Source organism: Lysinibacillus phoenicis (genome assembly GCF_047238325.1).
GTDB lineage: Bacteria > Bacillota > Bacilli > Bacillales_A > Planococcaceae > Lysinibacillus > Lysinibacillus irui.
The window spans coordinates 2,956,876-2,975,057 of sequence record NZ_JBDFMP010000002.1; the positions used below are offsets into that span (position 1 = coordinate 2,956,876).

Consider the following 18,182-nt stretch of genomic DNA (forward strand, 5'->3'; position numbering starts at 1 on the left):
TCGATTAGGAGGATATATACATGCGTACAACATTCATGGCTAAAGGTCACGAAGTAGACCGTAAATGGTTAGTAGTTGATGCAGAAGGCCAAACTCTTGGACGTTTAGCTTCTGAAGTAGCTGCAATCTTACGTGGTAAACATAAACCAACATTCACACCAAACGTTGACACAGGTGATCACGTAATCATCATCAACGCTGACAAAATCCATTTAACTGGTAACAAATTAGAAGGTAAACTTTACCGTCACCACACTCAATTCGCTGGTGGTTTAAAAACTCGTACAGCTGGTGAAATGCTAGACAAGTACCCAACACGAATGATCGAATTAGCAGTTAAAGGAATGCTTCCTAAAAACTCTTTAGGTCGCAAAATGTTCACTAAACTTAATGTTTACACAGGAACAGAGCATCCACATGCTGCACAAAAACCAGAAGCATACGAGCTTCGCGGATAATATAAATTAAGAGGAGGATATTACTTTGGCACAAGTTCAATACATCGGCACTGGTCGCCGTAAAAGCTCTGTAGCTCGCGTACGTTTAGTACCAGGTACAGGTAAAATTGTTATCAACAAACGTGAAATCGAAGAATACGTACCATTCGCTGCATTACGTGAAGTAATTAAACAACCATTAGTAGCTACTGAAACTACAGGAAGCTATGATATCCACGTAAACGTTAACGGTGGTGGATACACTGGTCAAGCTGGTGCTGTTCGTCACGGTATCGCTCGTGCTCTACTTCAAGTAGACCCAGATTTCCGTGCTGCATTAAAATCAGCTGGATTACTTACTCGTGATTCACGCATGAAAGAACGTAAAAAACCAGGTCTACGCGGCGCTCGTCGTGCACCTCAGTTCTCAAAACGTTAATATCAGCGTTTATACAAAAACTCTTTCTACTTTTGTGGAAAGAGTTTTTTTGTTAGGAAGCAATATAAAAGAGCAATCTTTGGAGTGATCCCAAAGATTGCTTAGTATTATTTTTTATGAAACTGACGATGTAGTTGATGCACCTGTTCAGCTAGTTCTGCCACCGGGCCTTCTACGATAGTATCTTGAATTACTTCTTGTATGGATAGATTACGAACACGGGATGCAGAAGATATCTCCATATCTTTTAGCCATTGTGCTAATTGTTTAGAGGAGCTAGCATAAACAATTCTTCCTAACCCCACCCAGCCATGAGCCGCAGCGCACATTGGGCAATGTTCGCCTGAAGTGTAAACTGTTGCCGTACTTCTTTCCTCGGGACTCATATTTTTAGCTGCCCAACGTGCCAATGCAAATTCGGGGTGCTGTGTATGGTCACCACCAGATACATGATTTTGATCTTCTGCTAGCACCTCGCCATTAGCAGCCACAAGAATCGAACCGAATGGCTCATCACCAGCATCTAGCGCATTTTGGGCAAGTTCAATACATCTCTTTAGATGCTTTAAATCTGTTTCTTGAATCATGAAAAATCCTCCTTATGTTAGCTATTAGAAGAGCGCTCAGATTCTGCGTTTTTTAAAATACTTACGATTTCATGAAAACCTAATTTTTTCGCATGCTGCAACGGTGTAATACCGTCTCTATCGCCAATATTTAAATCAGCACCATAATCGACCAATAATTGTACGACTTCCTGATGTTTCTCACCGCCATTACCTAATATGACTGCTTCTAATAGGGCTGTCCAATGTAAATGATTAATGTGATTAACATCAATATCTGAATGATTAAGTAGCTCACGAACTACTTCTACATGTCCACGTTCTGAAGCTGGTATGATAGCTACTCCCCCAAAGCGATTCGTTAGCTTTGTATCAGCTCCTGCTGCTATAGCAAGCTTTACTATTTCAAGGTAGCCTGATGCACCTGCATGTAAAAGTACATTCTCAAGATTATTATCTCTACTATTAATATCAGCGCCATGCTCAATAAGTACCCTCACAGTATCCACCTGATTATTATAGGTTGCAGCTAAGACAGCTGTTCTTCCAATTTGATCGGTGGTATTGATATTCACTCCATTTTGCAGAAGCGATAATACTATCTCCGTATTACCGTTCGCCGCGTTAATAATCAATTGATCATCCATTTCCTCCACCTTCTTTCATTATATCTCCACAATAAAGCAGCTAAATGTTACTAGCAGAACTGATTTCGTGCTATAGCATCATTAACCGTCTTATAAAAATATGGTAACATGGAGCATTTTACATGAATAATATTTAAAAAATATGCATGGCTTAGCTTTTTCATATAATAGACAAGGACAGTTGTACAACGATGATAACGTAGAACTTGTTTGATAAGTCAGTTGCCCCATTTAAAATTATTAAAAATATTTTCGCATAAGTTTATGCTTTTTTAAGAAATTATTTAGAGGAAGTTTAACATTCCGTTTTAATATAGTTTTGAAGGTATAAGAAACCTTTCGTTTTTTCATAATGAGTTTGACATAACTCAAAAATATAAACAGTGGAGGTAACTAGCTATGAAAAAGTTCTTAATAATTTCTGTTGCAGCAATGGCACTACTTGCAGCATGTCAAGATAAGGAGCCTGCAAAAGGCAACACTACGAATAGTGAGGAAGTAAAAACAGAAGGTGCTACATCAGAAAATCCAACGAATGACCAAGCGCAGGAGCAATTAACGAAGGGTCAAGAAATGGCCAATATTCTAAGCAGTACAAACTGGCAAGGTACAAAAGTATACGATAAGGATCAAAATGATTTAACCGCGGAGAACTCAAATTTCATCGGTTTAGCAAAGTATGATGTTACAACAGGTCACTATGAATTTTTTGATGCTGCTACAGGTGAAAGTCGTGACGATAAAGGAACATTCTTTATTACAAATGATGGGAAACAAAGGATTTTAATTTCTGAATCCAAGAACTATCAAGCAGTTGTAGAGATTATTGAGTTAAACGATAGTATCTTTACTTATAAACGAATGGGGAAGGATGCTGCTGGGAATGATGTAGAAGTATTTGTGGAACATATACCTTATAAAGAAAAAGATTTGGCATTTACAGATTCGGATAAAACACTAGATGCATCAACTGGTGATATTGTTACAAACATTGATGGAGACAAAATTTTAGCAAACACACTATGGCATGGAACTGTTGTTTTAGATGAAGCGGGTCATGATGTAACAGAATTCAATTCAAATTTCATCAGCATTGCAAAATATGATGCTGATACAAATAAATATGAATTTTTCAATCCTGAAACGGGTGAAAGTCGTGGAGACTATGGCTACTTTGATGTCATCCATGATAATAAAATAAGAGCTCACGTTTCTCTTGGTGACAATAAATATGGTGTCGCACTTGAAATTACTGAAATGAATGATAAGAAGTTTACGTACAAACGAACAGGTAAAGATAAAGATGGTAATGATGTAACGGTATTTGTAGAGCATGAGCCATACGAAGGTGAATTCGAGCCAGAATTTACAATGCAATAAAATTGTTCTTCCTCCCTTTAATATAGAAGAAACTAAAACTCTCAAGTTCAATACTTGGGAGTTTTTTTTTCTTTCTGGCATAGTTCATCCACTAATTTCGTACACTATATGTAAAAGGGTGGTGGATATGGGTGAAGCGCTGGCTTGCACTAGGAGTAATTATGCTAATGAGTATAGTGGTCGTGGCATATGAAACAAATGCTTCGGACCGTAACTTCTTTTTACCAGACCCACTTGGTGGCATTAAAATTGTCATTGATGCAGGGCATGGTGGGGAGGATGGAGGAGCTTCAAAGGGCGAAGTAATTGAAAAGGATATTACACTTGCAATTGCTCAGCATGTAGAGAAGCAATTAAAGAAGAAAGGCGCAACAGTCGTAATGACACGTACAAAAAATGGAGATGTTATTGATGAGCATGCGCCATCAGAAAAATATGGGACATTAAGAGAACGGAAAAAGCAGGATATCTTTTTAAGAAAGGATATTGTGGAAAAAGAAAAACCAGATGTGTTTATTACTATTCATGCAAATGCCATACCGGAAACAAAATGGCGTGGTGCCCAAGTATTTTATCATAAGGAAGGACATGCTGATGGTGAGATATTAGCTAAAAGTATTCAGCAATCCATTCGTAATAACTTAAAAAACACCGATCGAGAAGCGTTGTCTATTAAACAAATCTATTTACTGAAGAAAGCGGAAGTACCTGCAGCATTAGTGGAAACTGGATTTATTAGTAATGATGAGGAACGTGCACTATTAATAGATAAGAATTACCAAGAAAAAATGGCAGATGCTATAGTTGAAGGTATAGAAGAGTATTTATTAGCTAAAATTGAGTAGAGCAACATCTACAACGTAAATCAAATCATTATGATATACTAACAATGAGACAAGATAAGGGGAGTGTTCGCCGTGATTACTGAACAACAAGTACGAGAAATACTGGGACAACTACAAGATCCATTTTTACATAAATCGCTTGCAGAAACAGATGGTATTACAAACGTAGCAATTAAAGAAGAAAAAAATCATGTCAGTGTAAAAGTTGCGATCGCTAAATTAAACACACCAGAACAATTACAGCTTCAAATGAAAATTGTTGAGGTTTTAAAAGAAGCGGGTGCAAACACAGTCGGTATTCGCTTTGAAGAATTATCAGCAGAAAAATTACAAAGCTTCCGTGGCACAGCTACAGAATCAGAAGCTCAGGATATTTTATCACCATTAAGCACAGTTCAAGTAATTTCTATTGCTTCTGGTAAAGGTGGTGTAGGTAAGTCTACTGTATCTGTTAACTTAGCTGTTGCTTTAGCCCGTTTAGGTAAAAAAGTGGGCTTAATTGATGCAGATATTTATGGATTTAGTGTGCCAGATATGATGGGTGTTACAGATATGCCTAAGGTAGTAGACAATCGTATATACCCAGTAGATCGCTTTGGTGTAAAAATGATTTCTATGGGCTTCTTTGTGGAAAACAATGCACCTATCGTATGGCGTGGGCCAATGTTAGGTAAAGTATTAGATCAATTCTTCCGCGATGTTGAATGGGGAGAGCTTGATTATTTACTATTAGATTTGCCACCGGGAACAGGTGATGTAGCATTAGATATTCATCAAATGTTACCGTCATCAAAAGAAATCGTTGTTACAACACCACATCCAACAGCTGCATTTGTTGCAGCTCGTGCAGGCGCTATGGCTCTGCAAACAGACCATGAAATTTTAGGTGTTATTGAAAATATGGCTTGGTTTGAATCTAAATCAGGCGAGCGAGAATTTGTCTTTGGTCAAGGCGGTGGTCCTAAGCTAGCTGAAGAGCTACGTACAGAGCTACTTGGACAAATCCCACTTGGGCAACCTGATTGGACGGATGAAGATTTTGCTCCTTCTGTTTATGCTGAAAACCATTCAACAGGTCAAATTTATTTAGATATCGCAACGAAAGTCATTGAGAAATTAAGTAAATAAATAAAAAACCGGATAATCTCCACTTTGGGGAAAATCCGGTTTTTATATTGCTATTCTGGTTATTCAGTGCCTTTTTGCTCCTTATCCGTACCGCCACCACTATCGCCACTTGCTTCCTTCTTATCGCCACTTCCAGATGAACCCGTTTCGCCGCCGCCACTCTTTTTAATAAGTTCTTGCCATTTAGATTGCATTAAAGGGCTTTCGATTGTATCCTTCACGACTTCCTCCATTTGCTTGCGCATATTGGATGATTTTAGGATGGTTTCTAACTGCTTCTGCATATCAGGTTGCCCGAAAAAAGCCTCCATATCCTTTTGGAAAGTAGGATCTTTTATTAATTCCTTCATAATATCCTGTTGCTGTTTTTGCATGCTTTTCGCAACAGTTTCTTTAAATTTTGGATCTTCAAAGGTTTTCTTCCAAAAGTCTTCTGCTTCCTTGGAAAGTAATGTTTCTTCTGTAGCCTTTTTCACTTCATCATGCTCTAAAATCAAAAGCTCACGGAAACTTGGCTCTTCTAAAAGCTGTCGCAATGCCTTCTTACCATCCTCTGTTTGTAAAGAGTCGATCATGATTTTTTTTATTTCATCATAGGACATGGTAGAGGTTTTATCTTGTGCACAGGCAGAAAGAAAAAGCATTAAAATCAATAATAAGATGAATTTTCGCATCGACAATCAGTCCTTTCTCTAGATAGACTCTTTCAATTATTGTTCACATTTCTGATGACTTTATGTATTGGATAGGATGAGAATTAGCTTTTTTAACAATGCATTGATAAAATAAGGACAGATATATTGAGAAATTGGGGGACTTTTAGTTGTGACGATACGAAATTGGGCAAAGTTTTTCTTCTTTGCAATGCTCGTTGGTGGTGTAGTCAACGGAGTTTTTAGTTTATTTATTCGCTGGGAATTCTTCCAACCCTACATAGTAAATGGTCAATGGGGCGAGTTTTTTGCCGGTCTTTTATGGATGGTTTTCTTAGGATTTACAATGAGTGTTATTGCACAGGCAGGTTTTTTTGCTTATTTAACACTTCATCAAGTAGGTGTAAATATTTTTAGAACACTGACATTATGGAATTGGGTACAGCTATTAATAATTGCAATTACTATTTTTGATATTATCTTCTTCCGTTTCGTACCGGGTGTGAAGGATGGGCAAAGCTGGTTATTTTATACGGGATTATTGATCGTTCTCATTTTTGGAGCATTAGCGACAGCGGTCCAAAAAGTAAAATTAACAGGGAAAAAACATGTATTAATTTCTGCACTTTTCTTTATGATTGTTATTACAACATTGGAATGGACTATTGCATTAATGGGTCGTGATGAAAACATTAATGAATATGTTGCGCTATTATTATTCCCGCTTTTGGCTGTTAATGCGTATCAATTATTAGTATTACCAAAATATAATGCAAAATCCGATGAAGATCGTCAAAAATTAGAAGCACGTCGCAAAGCACGTCGTCAACAAGCAAAAAATGCATAAGAAAAATTGCCTCTACTAATGGAGGCAATTTTTTATGGGGATTTTTTTGTTTGAACCTTATAGCCAAATATATTTTCTTCAATTGACATAAACTTATTTTGTTGTATAAGTTTATTTAGATCTTTAAAAGGTATTTTATTGTTTTGATGGAGCGGGAAAAATACAAAATCGCCTTTTTGCAATTTTGGAGTCTTCTCACCTTGCCAAATAAGAGAAGGTGACAATAAATTCATTTGTTGCTGAAACAGAGATTTTTGCAGGTCCTGTGAATATTGATGATTCCGAGTAGCGAACCACAGTGGTTTTTCCTTCAAATATTTTTCATAGGTATTAATTTCTTTTTCTATGAGAGCAATGTCTACTGGTTCATCTGTTGAATCTTCTGGGCCAAGCAACCCCGTAGGTAATTTTCGTTCATGTATGATTTTTATATGTTCGGGGGAACGCTTAATCCAATCTGTATCTAAAAGTAAAAGTGGATAAGGTTCTTTTACCGTTTGGAGCCATTCTAATAGAGAGTCATCTGAGAATGAAATCTCAACAATAAGAGACGTACCATAATGTCCTTTCGTGACTACTACTGGTGCATTAGCAATATTAAATACAGAAATCATCGTTGAATTTATAGGCTTTAGAAAAACAAAGAGAGTTACGATAAAAAGCAGTGAAATCAACGTTTTGCGGACCATAATAATAACCCCGTTTCTAAAATTTTAAAGAAAAAATGAATCTCTTTAAAAAAACTTATGATTTACTGTTGACTTTCATGAATAATCGATGTTATTATGTATAAGTCGCCAAGAGGTGACAGAGAAATCAACAACATGAACCTTGAAAACTGAACAAGCAAAACGTAATCAATAAAGTTTTAAGTAACTAGTTTCGGCTAGTGAACAAAACAAAATTTTGGACATCAAAATTGATGCCAGCAAAACAATTTGAGCTAATCAAATTTCTTTTATGGAGAGTTTGATCCTGGCTCAGGACGAACGCTGGCGGCGTGCCTAATACATGCAAGTCGAGCGAACAGAGAAGGAGCTTGCTCCTTTGACGTTAGCGGCGGACGGGTGAGTAACACGTGGGCAACCTACCTTATAGTTTGGGATAACTCCGGGAAACCGGGGCTAATACCGAATAATCTGTTCCACCTCATGGTGGAACACTGAAAGACGGTTTCGGCTGTCGCTATAGGATGGGCCCGCGGCGCATTAGCTAGTTGGTGAGGTAACGGCTCACCAAGGCGACGATGCGTAGCCGACCTGAGAGGGTGATCGGCCACACTGGGACTGAGACACGGCCCAGACTCCTACGGGAGGCAGCAGTAGGGAATCTTCCACAATGGGCGAAAGCCTGATGGAGCAACGCCGCGTGAGTGAAGAAGGTTTTCGGATCGTAAAACTCTGTTGTAAGGGGAGAACAAGTACAGTAGTAACTGGCTGTACCTTGACGGTACCTTATTAGAAAGCCACGGCTAACTACGTGCCAGCAGCCGCGGTAATACGTAGGTGGCAAGCGTTGTCCGGAATTATTGGGCGTAAAGCGCGCGCAGGCGGTCCTTTAAGTCTGATGTGAAAGCCCACGGCTCAACCGTGGAGGGTCATTGGAAACTGGGGGACTTGAGTGCAGAAGAGGAAAGTGGAATTCCAAGTGTAGCGGTGAAATGCGTAGAGATTTGGAGGAACACCAGTGGCGAAGGCGACTTTCTGGTCTGTAACTGACGCTGAGGCGCGAAAGCGTGGGGAGCAAACAGGATTAGATACCCTGGTAGTCCACGCCGTAAACGATGAGTGCTAAGTGTTAGGGGGTTTCCGCCCCTTAGTGCTGCAGCTAACGCATTAAGCACTCCGCCTGGGGAGTACGGTCGCAAGACTGAAACTCAAAGGAATTGACGGGGGCCCGCACAAGCGGTGGAGCATGTGGTTTAATTCGAAGCAACGCGAAGAACCTTACCAGGTCTTGACATCCCGTTGACCACTGTAGAGATATAGTTTCCCCTTCGGGGGCAACGGTGACAGGTGGTGCATGGTTGTCGTCAGCTCGTGTCGTGAGATGTTGGGTTAAGTCCCGCAACGAGCGCAACCCTTGATCTTAGTTGCCATCATTTAGTTGGGCACTCTAAGGTGACTGCCGGTGACAAACCGGAGGAAGGTGGGGATGACGTCAAATCATCATGCCCCTTATGACCTGGGCTACACACGTGCTACAATGGACGATACAAACGGTTGCCAACTCGCGAGAGGGAGCTAATCCGATAAAGTCGTTCTCAGTTCGGATTGTAGGCTGCAACTCGCCTACATGAAGCCGGAATCGCTAGTAATCGCGGATCAGCATGCCGCGGTGAATACGTTCCCGGGCCTTGTACACACCGCCCGTCACACCACGAGAGTTTGTAACACCCGAAGTCGGTGAGGTAACCTTTTGGAGCCAGCCGCCGAAGGTGGGATAGATGATTGGGGTGAAGTCGTAACAAGGTAGCCGTATCGGAAGGTGCGGCTGGATCACCTCCTTTCTAAGGATTATTTCGGAATACAAACCTAGGGTTTGTAAGATTACGTTTTGCGTTCAGTTTTGAAGGTTCATTCTTCCGAATGAAATACTTCAAATATGTGCTCCTGTCGCTACGCTTTCGTCGCAAAGCTGCGAAGAAGTAGAAGCAGGCAGTAACTTTGTTCTTTGAAAACTGGATAAAACGACATTGAAATTGTAACAAACACATTTATTTTTTAAGTTTTTTATAGGCTTAATAACATTAGTAAGGTTTCAAGACACGAGCAGTTCTAGGAAGCAATCGAGTGAATGAAGGAGCGTACTTCAGTACGTAACTGATTGAACGAGTGAAGCTGACAACGAAATGCGATGTGTATTGAAAGCTGTAGGTTAAGTTATTAAGGGCGCACGGCGAATGCCTTGGCACTAGGAGCCGAAGAAGGACGGCACTAACACCGATATGCTTCGGGGAGCTGTAAGTGAGCTTTGATCCGGAGATTTCCGAATGGGGGAACCCACTACGTTTAATCGCGTAGTATCTTGACGTGAATACATAGCGTCTTGAAGGCAGACCCAGGGAACTGAAACATCTAAGTACCTGGAGGAAGAGAAAGAAAAATCGATTCCCTGAGTAGCGGCGAGCGAAACGGGAAGAGCCCAAACCAAGAGGCTTGCCTCTTGGGGTTGTAGGACACTCTATACGGAGTTACAAAAGAGCGAGTTAGATGAAGCGACTTGGAAAGGTCCGCCAGAGCAGGTAAAAGCCCTGTAGTCGAAAGTTCGTTCTCTCCTGAGTGGATCCTGAGTACGGCGGAACACGTGAAATTCCGTCGGAATCCGGGAGGACCATCTCCCAAGGCTAAATACTACCTAGTGACCGATAGTGAACCAGTACCGTGAGGGAAAGGTGAAAAGCACCCCGGGAGGGGAGTGAAAGAGATCCTGAAACCGTGTGCCTACAAGTAGTTAGAGCCCGTTAATGGGTGATAGCGTGCCTTTTGTAGAATGAACCGGCGAGTTACGATTACGTGCAAGGTTAAGCTTTAGAAGGCGGAGCCGCAGCGAAAGCGAGTCTGAATAGGGCGAAATAGTACGTGGTCGTAGACCCGAAACCAGGTGATCTACCCATGTCCAGGGTGAAGGTAAGGTAACACTTACTGGAGGCCCGAACCCACGCACGTTGAAAAGTGCGGGGATGAGGTGTGGGTAGCGGAGAAATTCCAATCGAACTTGGAGATAGCTGGTTCTCTCCGAAATAGCTTTAGGGCTAGCCTCGTGATGAGAATACTGGAGGTAGAGCACTGTTTGGACTAGGGGGCCATCCCGGTTTACCGAATTCAGACAAACTCCGAATGCCAGATATTTATACACGGGAGTCAGACTGCGAGTGATAAGATCCGTAGTCAAAAGGGAAACAGCCCAGACCACCAGCTAAGGTCCCAAAGTAATCGTTAAGTGGAAAAGGATGTGGCGTTGCACAGACAACCAGGATGTTGGCTTAGAAGCAGCCATCATTTAAAGAGTGCGTAATAGCTCACTGGTCGAGTGACGCTGCGCCGAAAATGTATCGGGGCTAAACGATTCACCGAAGCTGTGGATTGACATCTACGATGTCAGTGGTAGGAGAGCGTTCTAAGTGCGTTGAAGTCAGACCGGAAGGACTGGTGGAGCGCTTAGAAGTGAGAATGCCGGTATGAGTAGCGAAAGACGGGTGAGAATCCCGTCCACCGTATGACTAAGGTTTCCTGAGGAAGGCTCGTCCGCTCAGGGTTAGTCGGGACCTAAGCCGAGGCCGACAGGCGTAGGCGATGGACAACAGGTTGATATTCCTGTACCACCTCCTCACCGTTTGAGAAATGGGGGGACGCAGTAGGATAGGGTAAGCGCGCTGTTGGTTATGCGCGTCCAAGCAGTAAGGCGTGTGTGTAGGCAAATCCGCACACTGTAACGTTGAGCTGTGATGGCGAGTCCGTATGGACGAAGTTCCTGATTTCACACTGCCAAGAAAAGCCTCTATCGAGGTGAGAGGTGCCCGTACCGCAAACCGACACAGGTAGTCGAGGAGAGAATCCTAAGGTGTGCGAGAGAACTCTCGTTAAGGAACTCGGCAAAATGACCCCGTAACTTCGGGAGAAGGGGTGCTCTTGAGCGTGCAAGCGCATGAGAGCCGCAGTGAATAGGCCCAGGCGACTGTTTAGCAAAAACACAGGTCTCTGCAAAACCGTAAGGTGACGTATAGGGGCTGACGCCTGCCCGGTGCTGGAAGGTTAAGAGGAGTGGTTAGCGCAAGCGAAGCTGCGAATTGAAGCCCCAGTAAACGGCGGCCGTAACTATAACGGTCCTAAGGTAGCGAAATTCCTTGTCGGGTAAGTTCCGACCCGCACGAAAGGCGTAACGATCTGGGCACTGTCTCAACGAGAGACTCGGTGAAATTATAGTACCTGTGAAGATGCAGGTTACCCGCGACAGGACGGAAAGACCCCGTGGAGCTTTACTGTAGCCTGATATTGAATTTTGGTACAACTTGTACAGGATAGGTAGGAGCCAGAGATCTCGGAGCGCCAGCTTCGAAGGAGGCGTCGGTGGGATACTACCCTGGTTGTATTGAAATTCTAACCCATGCCCCTTAGCGGGGCAGGAGACAGTGTCAGGCGGACAGTTTGACTGGGGCGGTCGCCTCCTAAAAGGTAACGGAGGCGCCCAAAGGTTCCCTCAGAATGGTTGGAAATCATTCGTAGAGTGTAAAGGCACAAGGGAGCTTGACTGCGAGACCTACAAGTCGAGCAGGGTCGAAAGACGGGCTTAGTGATCCGGTGGTTCCGCATGGAAGGGCCATCGCTCAACGGATAAAAGCTACCCCGGGGATAACAGGCTTATCTCCCCCAAGAGTCCACATCGACGGGGAGGTTTGGCACCTCGATGTCGGCTCATCGCATCCTGGGGCTGTAGTCGGTCCCAAGGGTTGGGCTGTTCGCCCATTAAAGCGGTACGCGAGCTGGGTTCAGAACGTCGTGAGACAGTTCGGTCCCTATCCGTCGTGGGCGTAGGAAATTTGAGAGGAGCTGTCCTTAGTACGAGAGGACCGGGATGGACACACCGCTGGTGTACCAGTTGTCTTGCCAAAGGCATCGCTGGGTAGCTATGTGTGGACGGGATAAGTGCTGAAAGCATCTAAGCATGAAGCCCCCCTCAAGATGAGATTTCCCATTACGCAAGTAAGTAAGATCCCTCAAAGACGATGAGGTAGATAGGTTCGAGGTGGAAGTGTGGTGACACATGGAGCTGACGAATACTAATCGATCGAGGACTTAACCAAATTGTTTGAAGCATTCAATGCGCCGTTTATCCAGTTTTGAAAGAACAATACTTTCAACAATAAAAATGAGAGCTTCAAGACACAAGTAGAACAAGGAAGCAACCGAGTGATTGAGGGAGCGTACTAATGTACGTGACTGATTGAGCGAGAGCAGCTGACGGAGTAATACGCCGTGTATTGAAGGTCGAACATAGTCTAGTGATGATGGCAAAGAGGTCACACCCGTTCCCATACCGAACACGGAAGTTAAGCTCTTTAGCGCCGATGGTAGTTGGGGGCTTCCCCCTGTGAGAGTAGGACGTCGCTAGGCGCAAAAAGTCGCTGCTGATACACTCAGTAGTGGCTTTTTTTATTTATGCTGATAAAAAAATTGTATATAGTAAGAAAGGCGTTCCTTAATAGGAGCGCCTTTTTATTTTCAATATGTTGTTATGAATGCGTATGAACAGTAGAAGCTCGAAGTTCAATACGGCGAATCTTCCCGGATGTTGTTTTCGGTAACTCATCAATAAAGACGATACTTCGAGGGTATTTATAAGGCGCTGTTAACGTTTTTACATGCTCTTGTAGCTCCTTTATTAACTCTTCTTCATCACGGGCCTTGAAGCCGTCTCGTAAAATAATAAAGGCCTTTACAATATGCCCTCTAATTTCATCTGGCGCGGCAACAACTGCACACTCTTGTACAGCTTCATGTTTGTTTAAGGCATCCTCTACCTCGAATGGTCCGATGGTATAACCAGATGAAATAATAATGTCATCTCCACGACCTTCAAACCAGAAGTAACCATCCTCATCGCATTTTGCCTGATCACCAGTAATATACCAATCACCACGGAATGCTGCTTGAGTACGTTCAGGCTCCTTGTAATATTCTTTAAATAGAGCAGGGGAGGATTTGTGAACGGCAATATCACCAACCTCGCCAACCGGTGCTTCATTACCTTCATTGTCGATAATACGTACAATATTACCTGGTGTTGGAACACCCATTGATCCTGGACGTAATTCAGTGTTTTCAAGTGTACCAATTAATAATGTATTTTCTGTCTGCCCGTAACCATCTCGTACTTTAAGTCCAAAATGCTTCATGAAAGTTTCGATGACTGGACGATTTAATGGTTCACCAGCAGAAACGGCACTACGGAGAGAGGAAAGATTATAGTCTTGTAGATTATCAATTTTCGCCATGATACGATATTCAGTCGGTGTACAACATAGGACATTAATTTTTTCCTCTTGCATTAATTGAAGGTATGTCTTTGCATCAAACCCACCATGATAAACGAATGCTGTGGCACCAAGCATGATTGTGGATAAGAAAGGACTCCAAATCCATTTTTGCCATCCCGGGGCTGCAGTTGCCCAAACTAAATCACCTTCACGAACGCAAAGCCATTTTGAAGCAGCTGTTCGAATATGTGCATATCCCCAGCCATGTGAATGAACAACACCTTTAGGTTTACCGGTTGTCCCTGAAGTATACGAAAGGAATGCCATATCATCACGTTTTGTTGCTACAGCTGTAAATGTAGTTGGCTGTGTACTTGCTAATTCATCTAAAGAAGTCCATTCTTCTTTTGCACTACCGATAACTAATTTGTTATTTAATGCGTCTACAGTAGAAGCTATTTGATCAACCTCACCAGTAAATGCCTCATAGGCAATAACGGCACTAGCAGAAGAATGTTCCATACGATATTCCAAGTCACTTGCACGTAGCATTTCTGAACATGAAATAGGAACAATGCCAGCCTTTAAGCAGCCAAGAAAAACGAAATAGGCTTCTGGTAGGCGAGGTATAATAACTAAAACGCGATCCCCTTTTTGAAGCCCTATCTTCGTAAACGCATTGGCGTATTGGTTCATTTTTTGGACAAGTTCAACATATGAAACTGTTCTTCTCTCTTCTTGTGTATTTAACCAACGTATTGCTTGACGATCACTATCCTGCGAAAACTTTTCTAATTCCTCTGTGATGTTATAAAACTCAGGTGCAATTAAATCATTTGATACCATAAGAACATTCCTCCCCCAGGAAATTTGATAGAAAATTCATAAAACTATTTTTATTTTAACAATTACAATAATATACAGCAAGAATATTTAGTACGTAAAATAGAAATATTAGATATAATAGAGAACTATTATGCATTGAATTAATCTGTAAGCATCCTTCGACAAAAAAATATAAAAATTTTCACCAAATGTGTTGCATTATTTAGAATGCTTGCTATAATAAGAAATGTACTTAAGAGGTTATTTAAAACCGAATTGAATAGTATTGTTCCGAAGTAGCTCAGTTGGTAGTAGCACCTGACTGTTAATCAGGTTGTCGCAGGTTCGAGTCCTGCCTTCGGAGCCATTTTTTTGTCCATTTTTAAGATTCTGTTGTACATAAAAATTTTTTTGTAGAAAAGTGTTGCAACAATTAGGAAAAGATGTTATTATAAGTCTTGTCCTGTTTAAGACATAAGAATGGCCCCTTGGTCAAGTGGTTAAGACACCGCCCTTTCACGGCGGTAACACGGGTTCGAATCCCGTAGGGGTCACCATTAAAACATAGGCTTTAAAAAGAAAATAAACTGTGACATAACACCTGTTTCTATGGAGGATTAGCTCAGCTGGGAGAGCATCTGCCTTACAAGCAGAGGGTCGGCGGTTCGAGCCCGTCATCCTCCACCATTATTGTGTTATTCCGGAGGGGTAGCGAAGTGGCTAAACGCGGCGGACTGTAAATCCGCTCCTTAGGGTTCGGCGGTTCGAATCCGTCCCCCTCCACCAGTTTTATAAATGATTGGGGTATAGCCAAGCGGTAAGGCAACGGATTTTGATTCCGTCATGCCTAGGTTCGAATCCTAGTACCCCAGCCATTTTTCTTTTATGAGCCATTAGCTCAGTTGGTAGAGCATCTGACTTTTAATCAGAGGGTCGAAGGTTCGAGTCCTTCATGGCTCACTTTTTTAGAATAAAATACATTCAAAAGTGTTATATTAATTACTGATAACTAATCTCTTACTGAAAACAGTAGGAGATTTTTTTATGTTCTCTAAATTTGAATAAATATGCATATTTTTGTCGAGTTGAGCCAAGTGGTATGTAGGCTTTACAATAATCTTATAACTTTTAGGGGGTATAAAAACATGAATAAACTTAATATTTCTATTATTGGAGTACCAACAGATTACGGACAAGCACGTCGTGGTGTAGATATGGGACCTAGTGCTATCCGTTATGCGGGGGTTGTAGAACGTTTAGAAGCTATTGGACACGAAGTACAAGATCAAGGGGATATTCGTGTTAGCCAAAAGCAAGCGGATGCCGCAGTAGATGAAAAATTACTTAATTTAGAGGAAGTAGTGGAGGTTAGTACTGCTTTAGCTAATAGTGTGCATGAAGTAGTGGAACAGAAAAAGTTCCCGCTTGTATTTGGTGGAGATCACAGTATTGCGATTGGGACATTAGCGGGACTAGGTGAGCATTATAAAAACCTTGGTGTTATTTGGTATGACGCTCATGCGGATTTAAATACACCTGAGACAACACCTTCAGGTAATATCCATGGTATGCCATTAGCGGTTAGTATCGGACTAGGTCACGAACGTTTAGTCCAAATTCGCAACTATGCTCCAAAAATTAAACCAGAGAACGTTATTATTATCGGAGCTCGTTCAGTAGATCCTGGTGAGCGTGATTTGATTAAAGAGCAAGGCATCAAAGTTTATACAATGCATGAGATTGACCGACTTGGAATGACGCGTGTCATGGAAGATGCACTCGCTTATTTAAAAGAGCGTAATGTTGATGGTTTACATTTATCTCTTGATTTAGATGGATTAGATCCGCTATATACTCCAGGGGTTGGTACGCCTGTTCCAGGAGGAATTACGTATCGTGAAAGTCATTTAGCAATGGAGATGCTACAGGAATCTGGGATGGTAACATCAGCGGAGTTTGTAGAAGTAAATCCAATTTTAGATGAGAAGAATACAACGGCAAATGTAGCTGTTGCATTAATGGGATCATTATTTGGAGAAACACTAGTTTAAAGAAAATTTTACAAAAAATTGCCTGTTGCCACATTGCATAAAAATCTTTTGCTATAATTAAATTAAAACGAAACTTTTCTTATCGATGGGTCGTATAGTATAAGACAGTTGTAAAGGTGGAGAAGTCAACACGATGGATGCGTTAGTAAATAAGAGAATAAAACAAGTGCTTAAAGGCGATCAAAACGCATTTGCCGATATTGTGAGTCTCTATCAGCACAAACTGTACCAAGTATGCTATCGAATGTTAGGCAACAAACAAGAGTCCGAAGACATTGCTCAAGAGGCTTTTGTGCGTGCTTATATGAACTTGCATACATTTGATCAGAAAAGAAAGTTTTCGACGTGGCTTTATCGCATAGCGACAAACCTCTGCATTGACCGTATTCGAAAAAAGAAACCGGATTATTATTTAGATGCAGAAGTAGCTGGTACAGAAGGGCTTGATATGTATTCGCAAATCGCAGCAGACGACCAGCTACCAGAGGAGCAGTTAGAGCAAATGGAGCTGCAAGATCGCATTCAATATGAAATTGGACGTTTGCCGGATAAATACCGTTCAGTTATAGTATTGAAGTATATAGAAGAGTTATCGTTGCAAGAGATTAGCGAGATTTTAGATATGCCGCTTGGAACGGTGAAAACAAGGATTCACCGCGGACGTGAGGCATTACGTAAACAGTTAAACAATCTGTAGGAGGGGGAGCGTCATGAATACTTGTCCAGAGCATATTATAGACTATATGCATGATTATTTAGACGGTGACATTAGTCGTGAGCATGAGCAAGAGTTGAAACAACACTTGCATACATGTAATGATTGTAAACAGTTGATGCAAGAATTGAGTGAAACAATCGCCTTTGTGAAGAGTGCTTCCCATATTACAGCGCCTCCGGATTTTGAAGCAGCAGTAATGGCTCGTTTACCTAAGCCAAAAAGTCGAGTAGGTATACAAAAATGGATACGCCGGCATCCGTTTTTTGTGGCAGCAGCAGTATTTTGCTTATTTATGAGTGCTACATTATTAGGTAGCTTCATGGATGATCAGCATTTCTCCGTAACCAAACAACCAAATTTAGTTGTGGATGGTCAAACGGTGATTGTACCTGAAGGAGAAGTGGTGAAGGGTGATATTGTTGTGAAAAACGGCGATTTGATTGTTGAAGGTGAAGTTGATGGCAACGTCACAGTAATTAACGGGAAATATATGGCATCTTCAGCGGTAGTTTCCGGAAGAATTGAGGAAATTGACGAAGTATTTGAATGGCTTTGGTATACGATTAAAAATTCTGTAAAGACGGCCATGACATTTGAGGAAAAAGAAGAAACTAAATAACACTCTATACGTCCTAAAAAATAGTGCACGTGAGAGGCTGAAAGGTCTACT

Annotated in this window: 13 protein-coding genes, 6 tRNA genes, 3 rRNA genes and 1 pseudogene; 18 read left to right on the forward strand and 5 right to left on the reverse strand. The window is 41.7% G+C overall.

The window, feature by feature from the left end:
- Nucleotides 1–20: 20 nt before the first annotated feature.
- The gene (gene rplM, locus ABC382_RS16215; protein ID WP_004233742.1) at nt 21–458 is read left to right on the forward strand and encodes a 50S ribosomal protein L13; all 438 of its coding nucleotides are present in this window, start codon (nt 21–23) and stop codon (nt 456–458) included.
- Nucleotides 459–483: 25 nt separating this feature from the next.
- A complete protein-coding gene (gene rpsI, locus ABC382_RS16220) occupies nt 484–876 on the forward strand; it encodes a 30S ribosomal protein S9 (RefSeq protein ID WP_004233744.1) in 393 nt (130 codons plus the stop codon).
- Nucleotides 877–983: 107 nt separating this feature from the next.
- Here rpsI and ABC382_RS16225 read toward each other — a convergent pair whose 3' ends face one another.
- Together ABC382_RS16225 and ABC382_RS16230 are read right to left on the reverse strand one after the other, a co-directional pair.
- A complete protein-coding gene (locus ABC382_RS16225) occupies nt 984–1,463 on the reverse strand; it encodes a nucleoside deaminase (RefSeq protein ID WP_274794942.1) in 480 nt (159 codons plus the stop codon).
- 17 nt (nt 1,464–1,480) lie between these two features.
- On the reverse strand, nt 1,481–2,089 hold the full coding sequence (locus ABC382_RS16230) for an ankyrin repeat domain-containing protein (RefSeq protein ID WP_312506412.1): 609 nt from the start codon (nt 2,087–2,089) through the stop codon (nt 1,481–1,483).
- A gap of 552 nt (nt 2,090–2,641) precedes the next feature.
- Here ABC382_RS16230 and ABC382_RS16235 point away from each other — a divergent pair.
- From ABC382_RS16235 to ABC382_RS16245, 3 genes and pseudogenes are all read left to right on the forward strand, one after another.
- Nucleotides 2,642–3,469: pseudogene (locus tag ABC382_RS16235) on the forward strand (DUF4822 domain-containing protein); the annotation flags it as partial.
- Nucleotides 3,470–3,600: 131 nt separating this feature from the next.
- Nucleotides 3,601–4,314 (forward strand): N-acetylmuramoyl-L-alanine amidase, encoded by a 714-nt coding sequence (locus ABC382_RS16240; protein WP_274794939.1) that lies wholly within the window; start codon nt 3,601–3,603, stop codon nt 4,312–4,314.
- 72 nt (nt 4,315–4,386) lie between these two features.
- Nucleotides 4,387–5,442 carry a P-loop NTPase gene (locus ABC382_RS16245; RefSeq protein ID WP_274794938.1) on the forward strand — a complete coding sequence of 352 codons (1,056 nt, stop codon included), beginning with the start codon at nt 4,387–4,389 and terminating at the stop codon, nt 5,440–5,442.
- Between the two features lie 59 nt (nt 5,443–5,501).
- Here ABC382_RS16245 and gerD read toward each other — a convergent pair whose 3' ends face one another.
- Nucleotides 5,502–6,116 (reverse strand): spore germination lipoprotein GerD, encoded by a 615-nt coding sequence (gene gerD, locus ABC382_RS16250; protein ID WP_274794937.1) that lies wholly within the window; start codon nt 6,114–6,116, stop codon nt 5,502–5,504.
- Nucleotides 6,117–6,267: 151 nt separating this feature from the next.
- Between gerD and ABC382_RS16255 the strand changes: the two genes are divergently transcribed.
- Entirely contained in the window at nt 6,268–6,942 is a 675-nt protein-coding gene (locus tag ABC382_RS16255; protein ID WP_322611853.1) for a KinB-signaling pathway activation protein, read from the forward strand.
- Nucleotides 6,943–6,974: 32 nt separating this feature from the next.
- On the opposite strand, the gene ABC382_RS16260 is transcribed toward ABC382_RS16255, so the two are convergent.
- Nucleotides 6,975–7,631: a hypothetical protein gene (locus tag ABC382_RS16260; protein WP_274794935.1), complete on the reverse strand. Its 657-nt coding sequence runs from the start codon at nt 7,629–7,631 to the stop codon at nt 6,975–6,977.
- A gap of 268 nt (nt 7,632–7,899) precedes the next feature.
- Here ABC382_RS16260 and ABC382_RS16265 point away from each other — a divergent pair.
- The 3 genes from ABC382_RS16265 (at nt 7,900) to rrf (ending at nt 13,055) form a co-directional block, all read left to right on the forward strand.
- Nucleotides 7,900–9,451, forward strand: a 16S ribosomal RNA gene (locus ABC382_RS16265).
- Between the two features lie 366 nt (nt 9,452–9,817).
- Nucleotides 9,818–12,745, forward strand: a 23S ribosomal RNA gene (locus ABC382_RS16270).
- A 194-nt stretch (nt 12,746–12,939) separates the two neighbouring features.
- Nucleotides 12,940–13,055: ribosomal RNA gene (gene rrf, locus ABC382_RS16275) — 5S ribosomal RNA — on the forward strand.
- The 16S, 23S and 5S rRNA genes sit together here, the layout of an rRNA operon.
- 119 nt (nt 13,056–13,174) lie before the next feature.
- Here the strand turns inward: rrf and mbcS are convergent.
- Entirely contained in the window at nt 13,175–14,764 is a 1,590-nt protein-coding gene (gene mbcS, locus ABC382_RS16280; RefSeq protein ID WP_322610528.1) for an acyl-CoA synthetase MbcS, read from the reverse strand.
- Nucleotides 14,765–15,033: 269 nt separating this feature from the next.
- On the opposite strand from mbcS, the gene ABC382_RS16285 reads away from it, so the two are divergent.
- The 9 genes from ABC382_RS16285 to ABC382_RS16325 all read left to right on the forward strand — a co-directional run bounded on the left by ABC382_RS16285 (nt 15,034) and on the right by ABC382_RS16325 (nt 18,131).
- Nucleotides 15,034–15,110, forward strand: a tRNA-Asn gene (locus ABC382_RS16285).
- Nucleotides 15,111–15,225: 115 nt separating this feature from the next.
- Nucleotides 15,226–15,300: transfer RNA gene (locus ABC382_RS16290), tRNA-Glu, on the forward strand.
- 54 nt (nt 15,301–15,354) lie between these two features.
- Nucleotides 15,355–15,430: transfer RNA gene (locus ABC382_RS16295), tRNA-Val, on the forward strand.
- Between the two features lie 15 nt (nt 15,431–15,445).
- Nucleotides 15,446–15,529: transfer RNA gene (locus tag ABC382_RS16300), tRNA-Tyr, on the forward strand.
- Between the two features lie 14 nt (nt 15,530–15,543).
- Nucleotides 15,544–15,618, forward strand: a tRNA-Gln gene (locus ABC382_RS16305).
- A 12-nt stretch (nt 15,619–15,630) separates the two neighbouring features.
- Nucleotides 15,631–15,703, forward strand: a tRNA-Lys gene (locus tag ABC382_RS16310).
- Nucleotides 15,704–15,888: 185 nt separating this feature from the next.
- Entirely contained in the window at nt 15,889–16,794 is a 906-nt protein-coding gene (gene rocF, locus ABC382_RS16315; RefSeq protein ID WP_274794933.1) for an arginase, read from the forward strand.
- A 133-nt stretch (nt 16,795–16,927) separates the two neighbouring features.
- Nucleotides 16,928–17,491, forward strand: coding sequence for an RNA polymerase sigma factor SigW (sigW, locus tag ABC382_RS16320; RefSeq protein ID WP_004225410.1), 564 nt, complete (start codon nt 16,928–16,930; stop codon nt 17,489–17,491).
- Between the two features lie 13 nt (nt 17,492–17,504).
- Nucleotides 17,505–18,131, forward strand: a complete 627-nt coding sequence (locus ABC382_RS16325; RefSeq protein ID WP_322610529.1) for an anti-sigma factor family protein — start codon at nt 17,505–17,507, stop codon at nt 18,129–18,131.
- Nucleotides 18,132–18,182 lie beyond the last annotated feature (51 nt).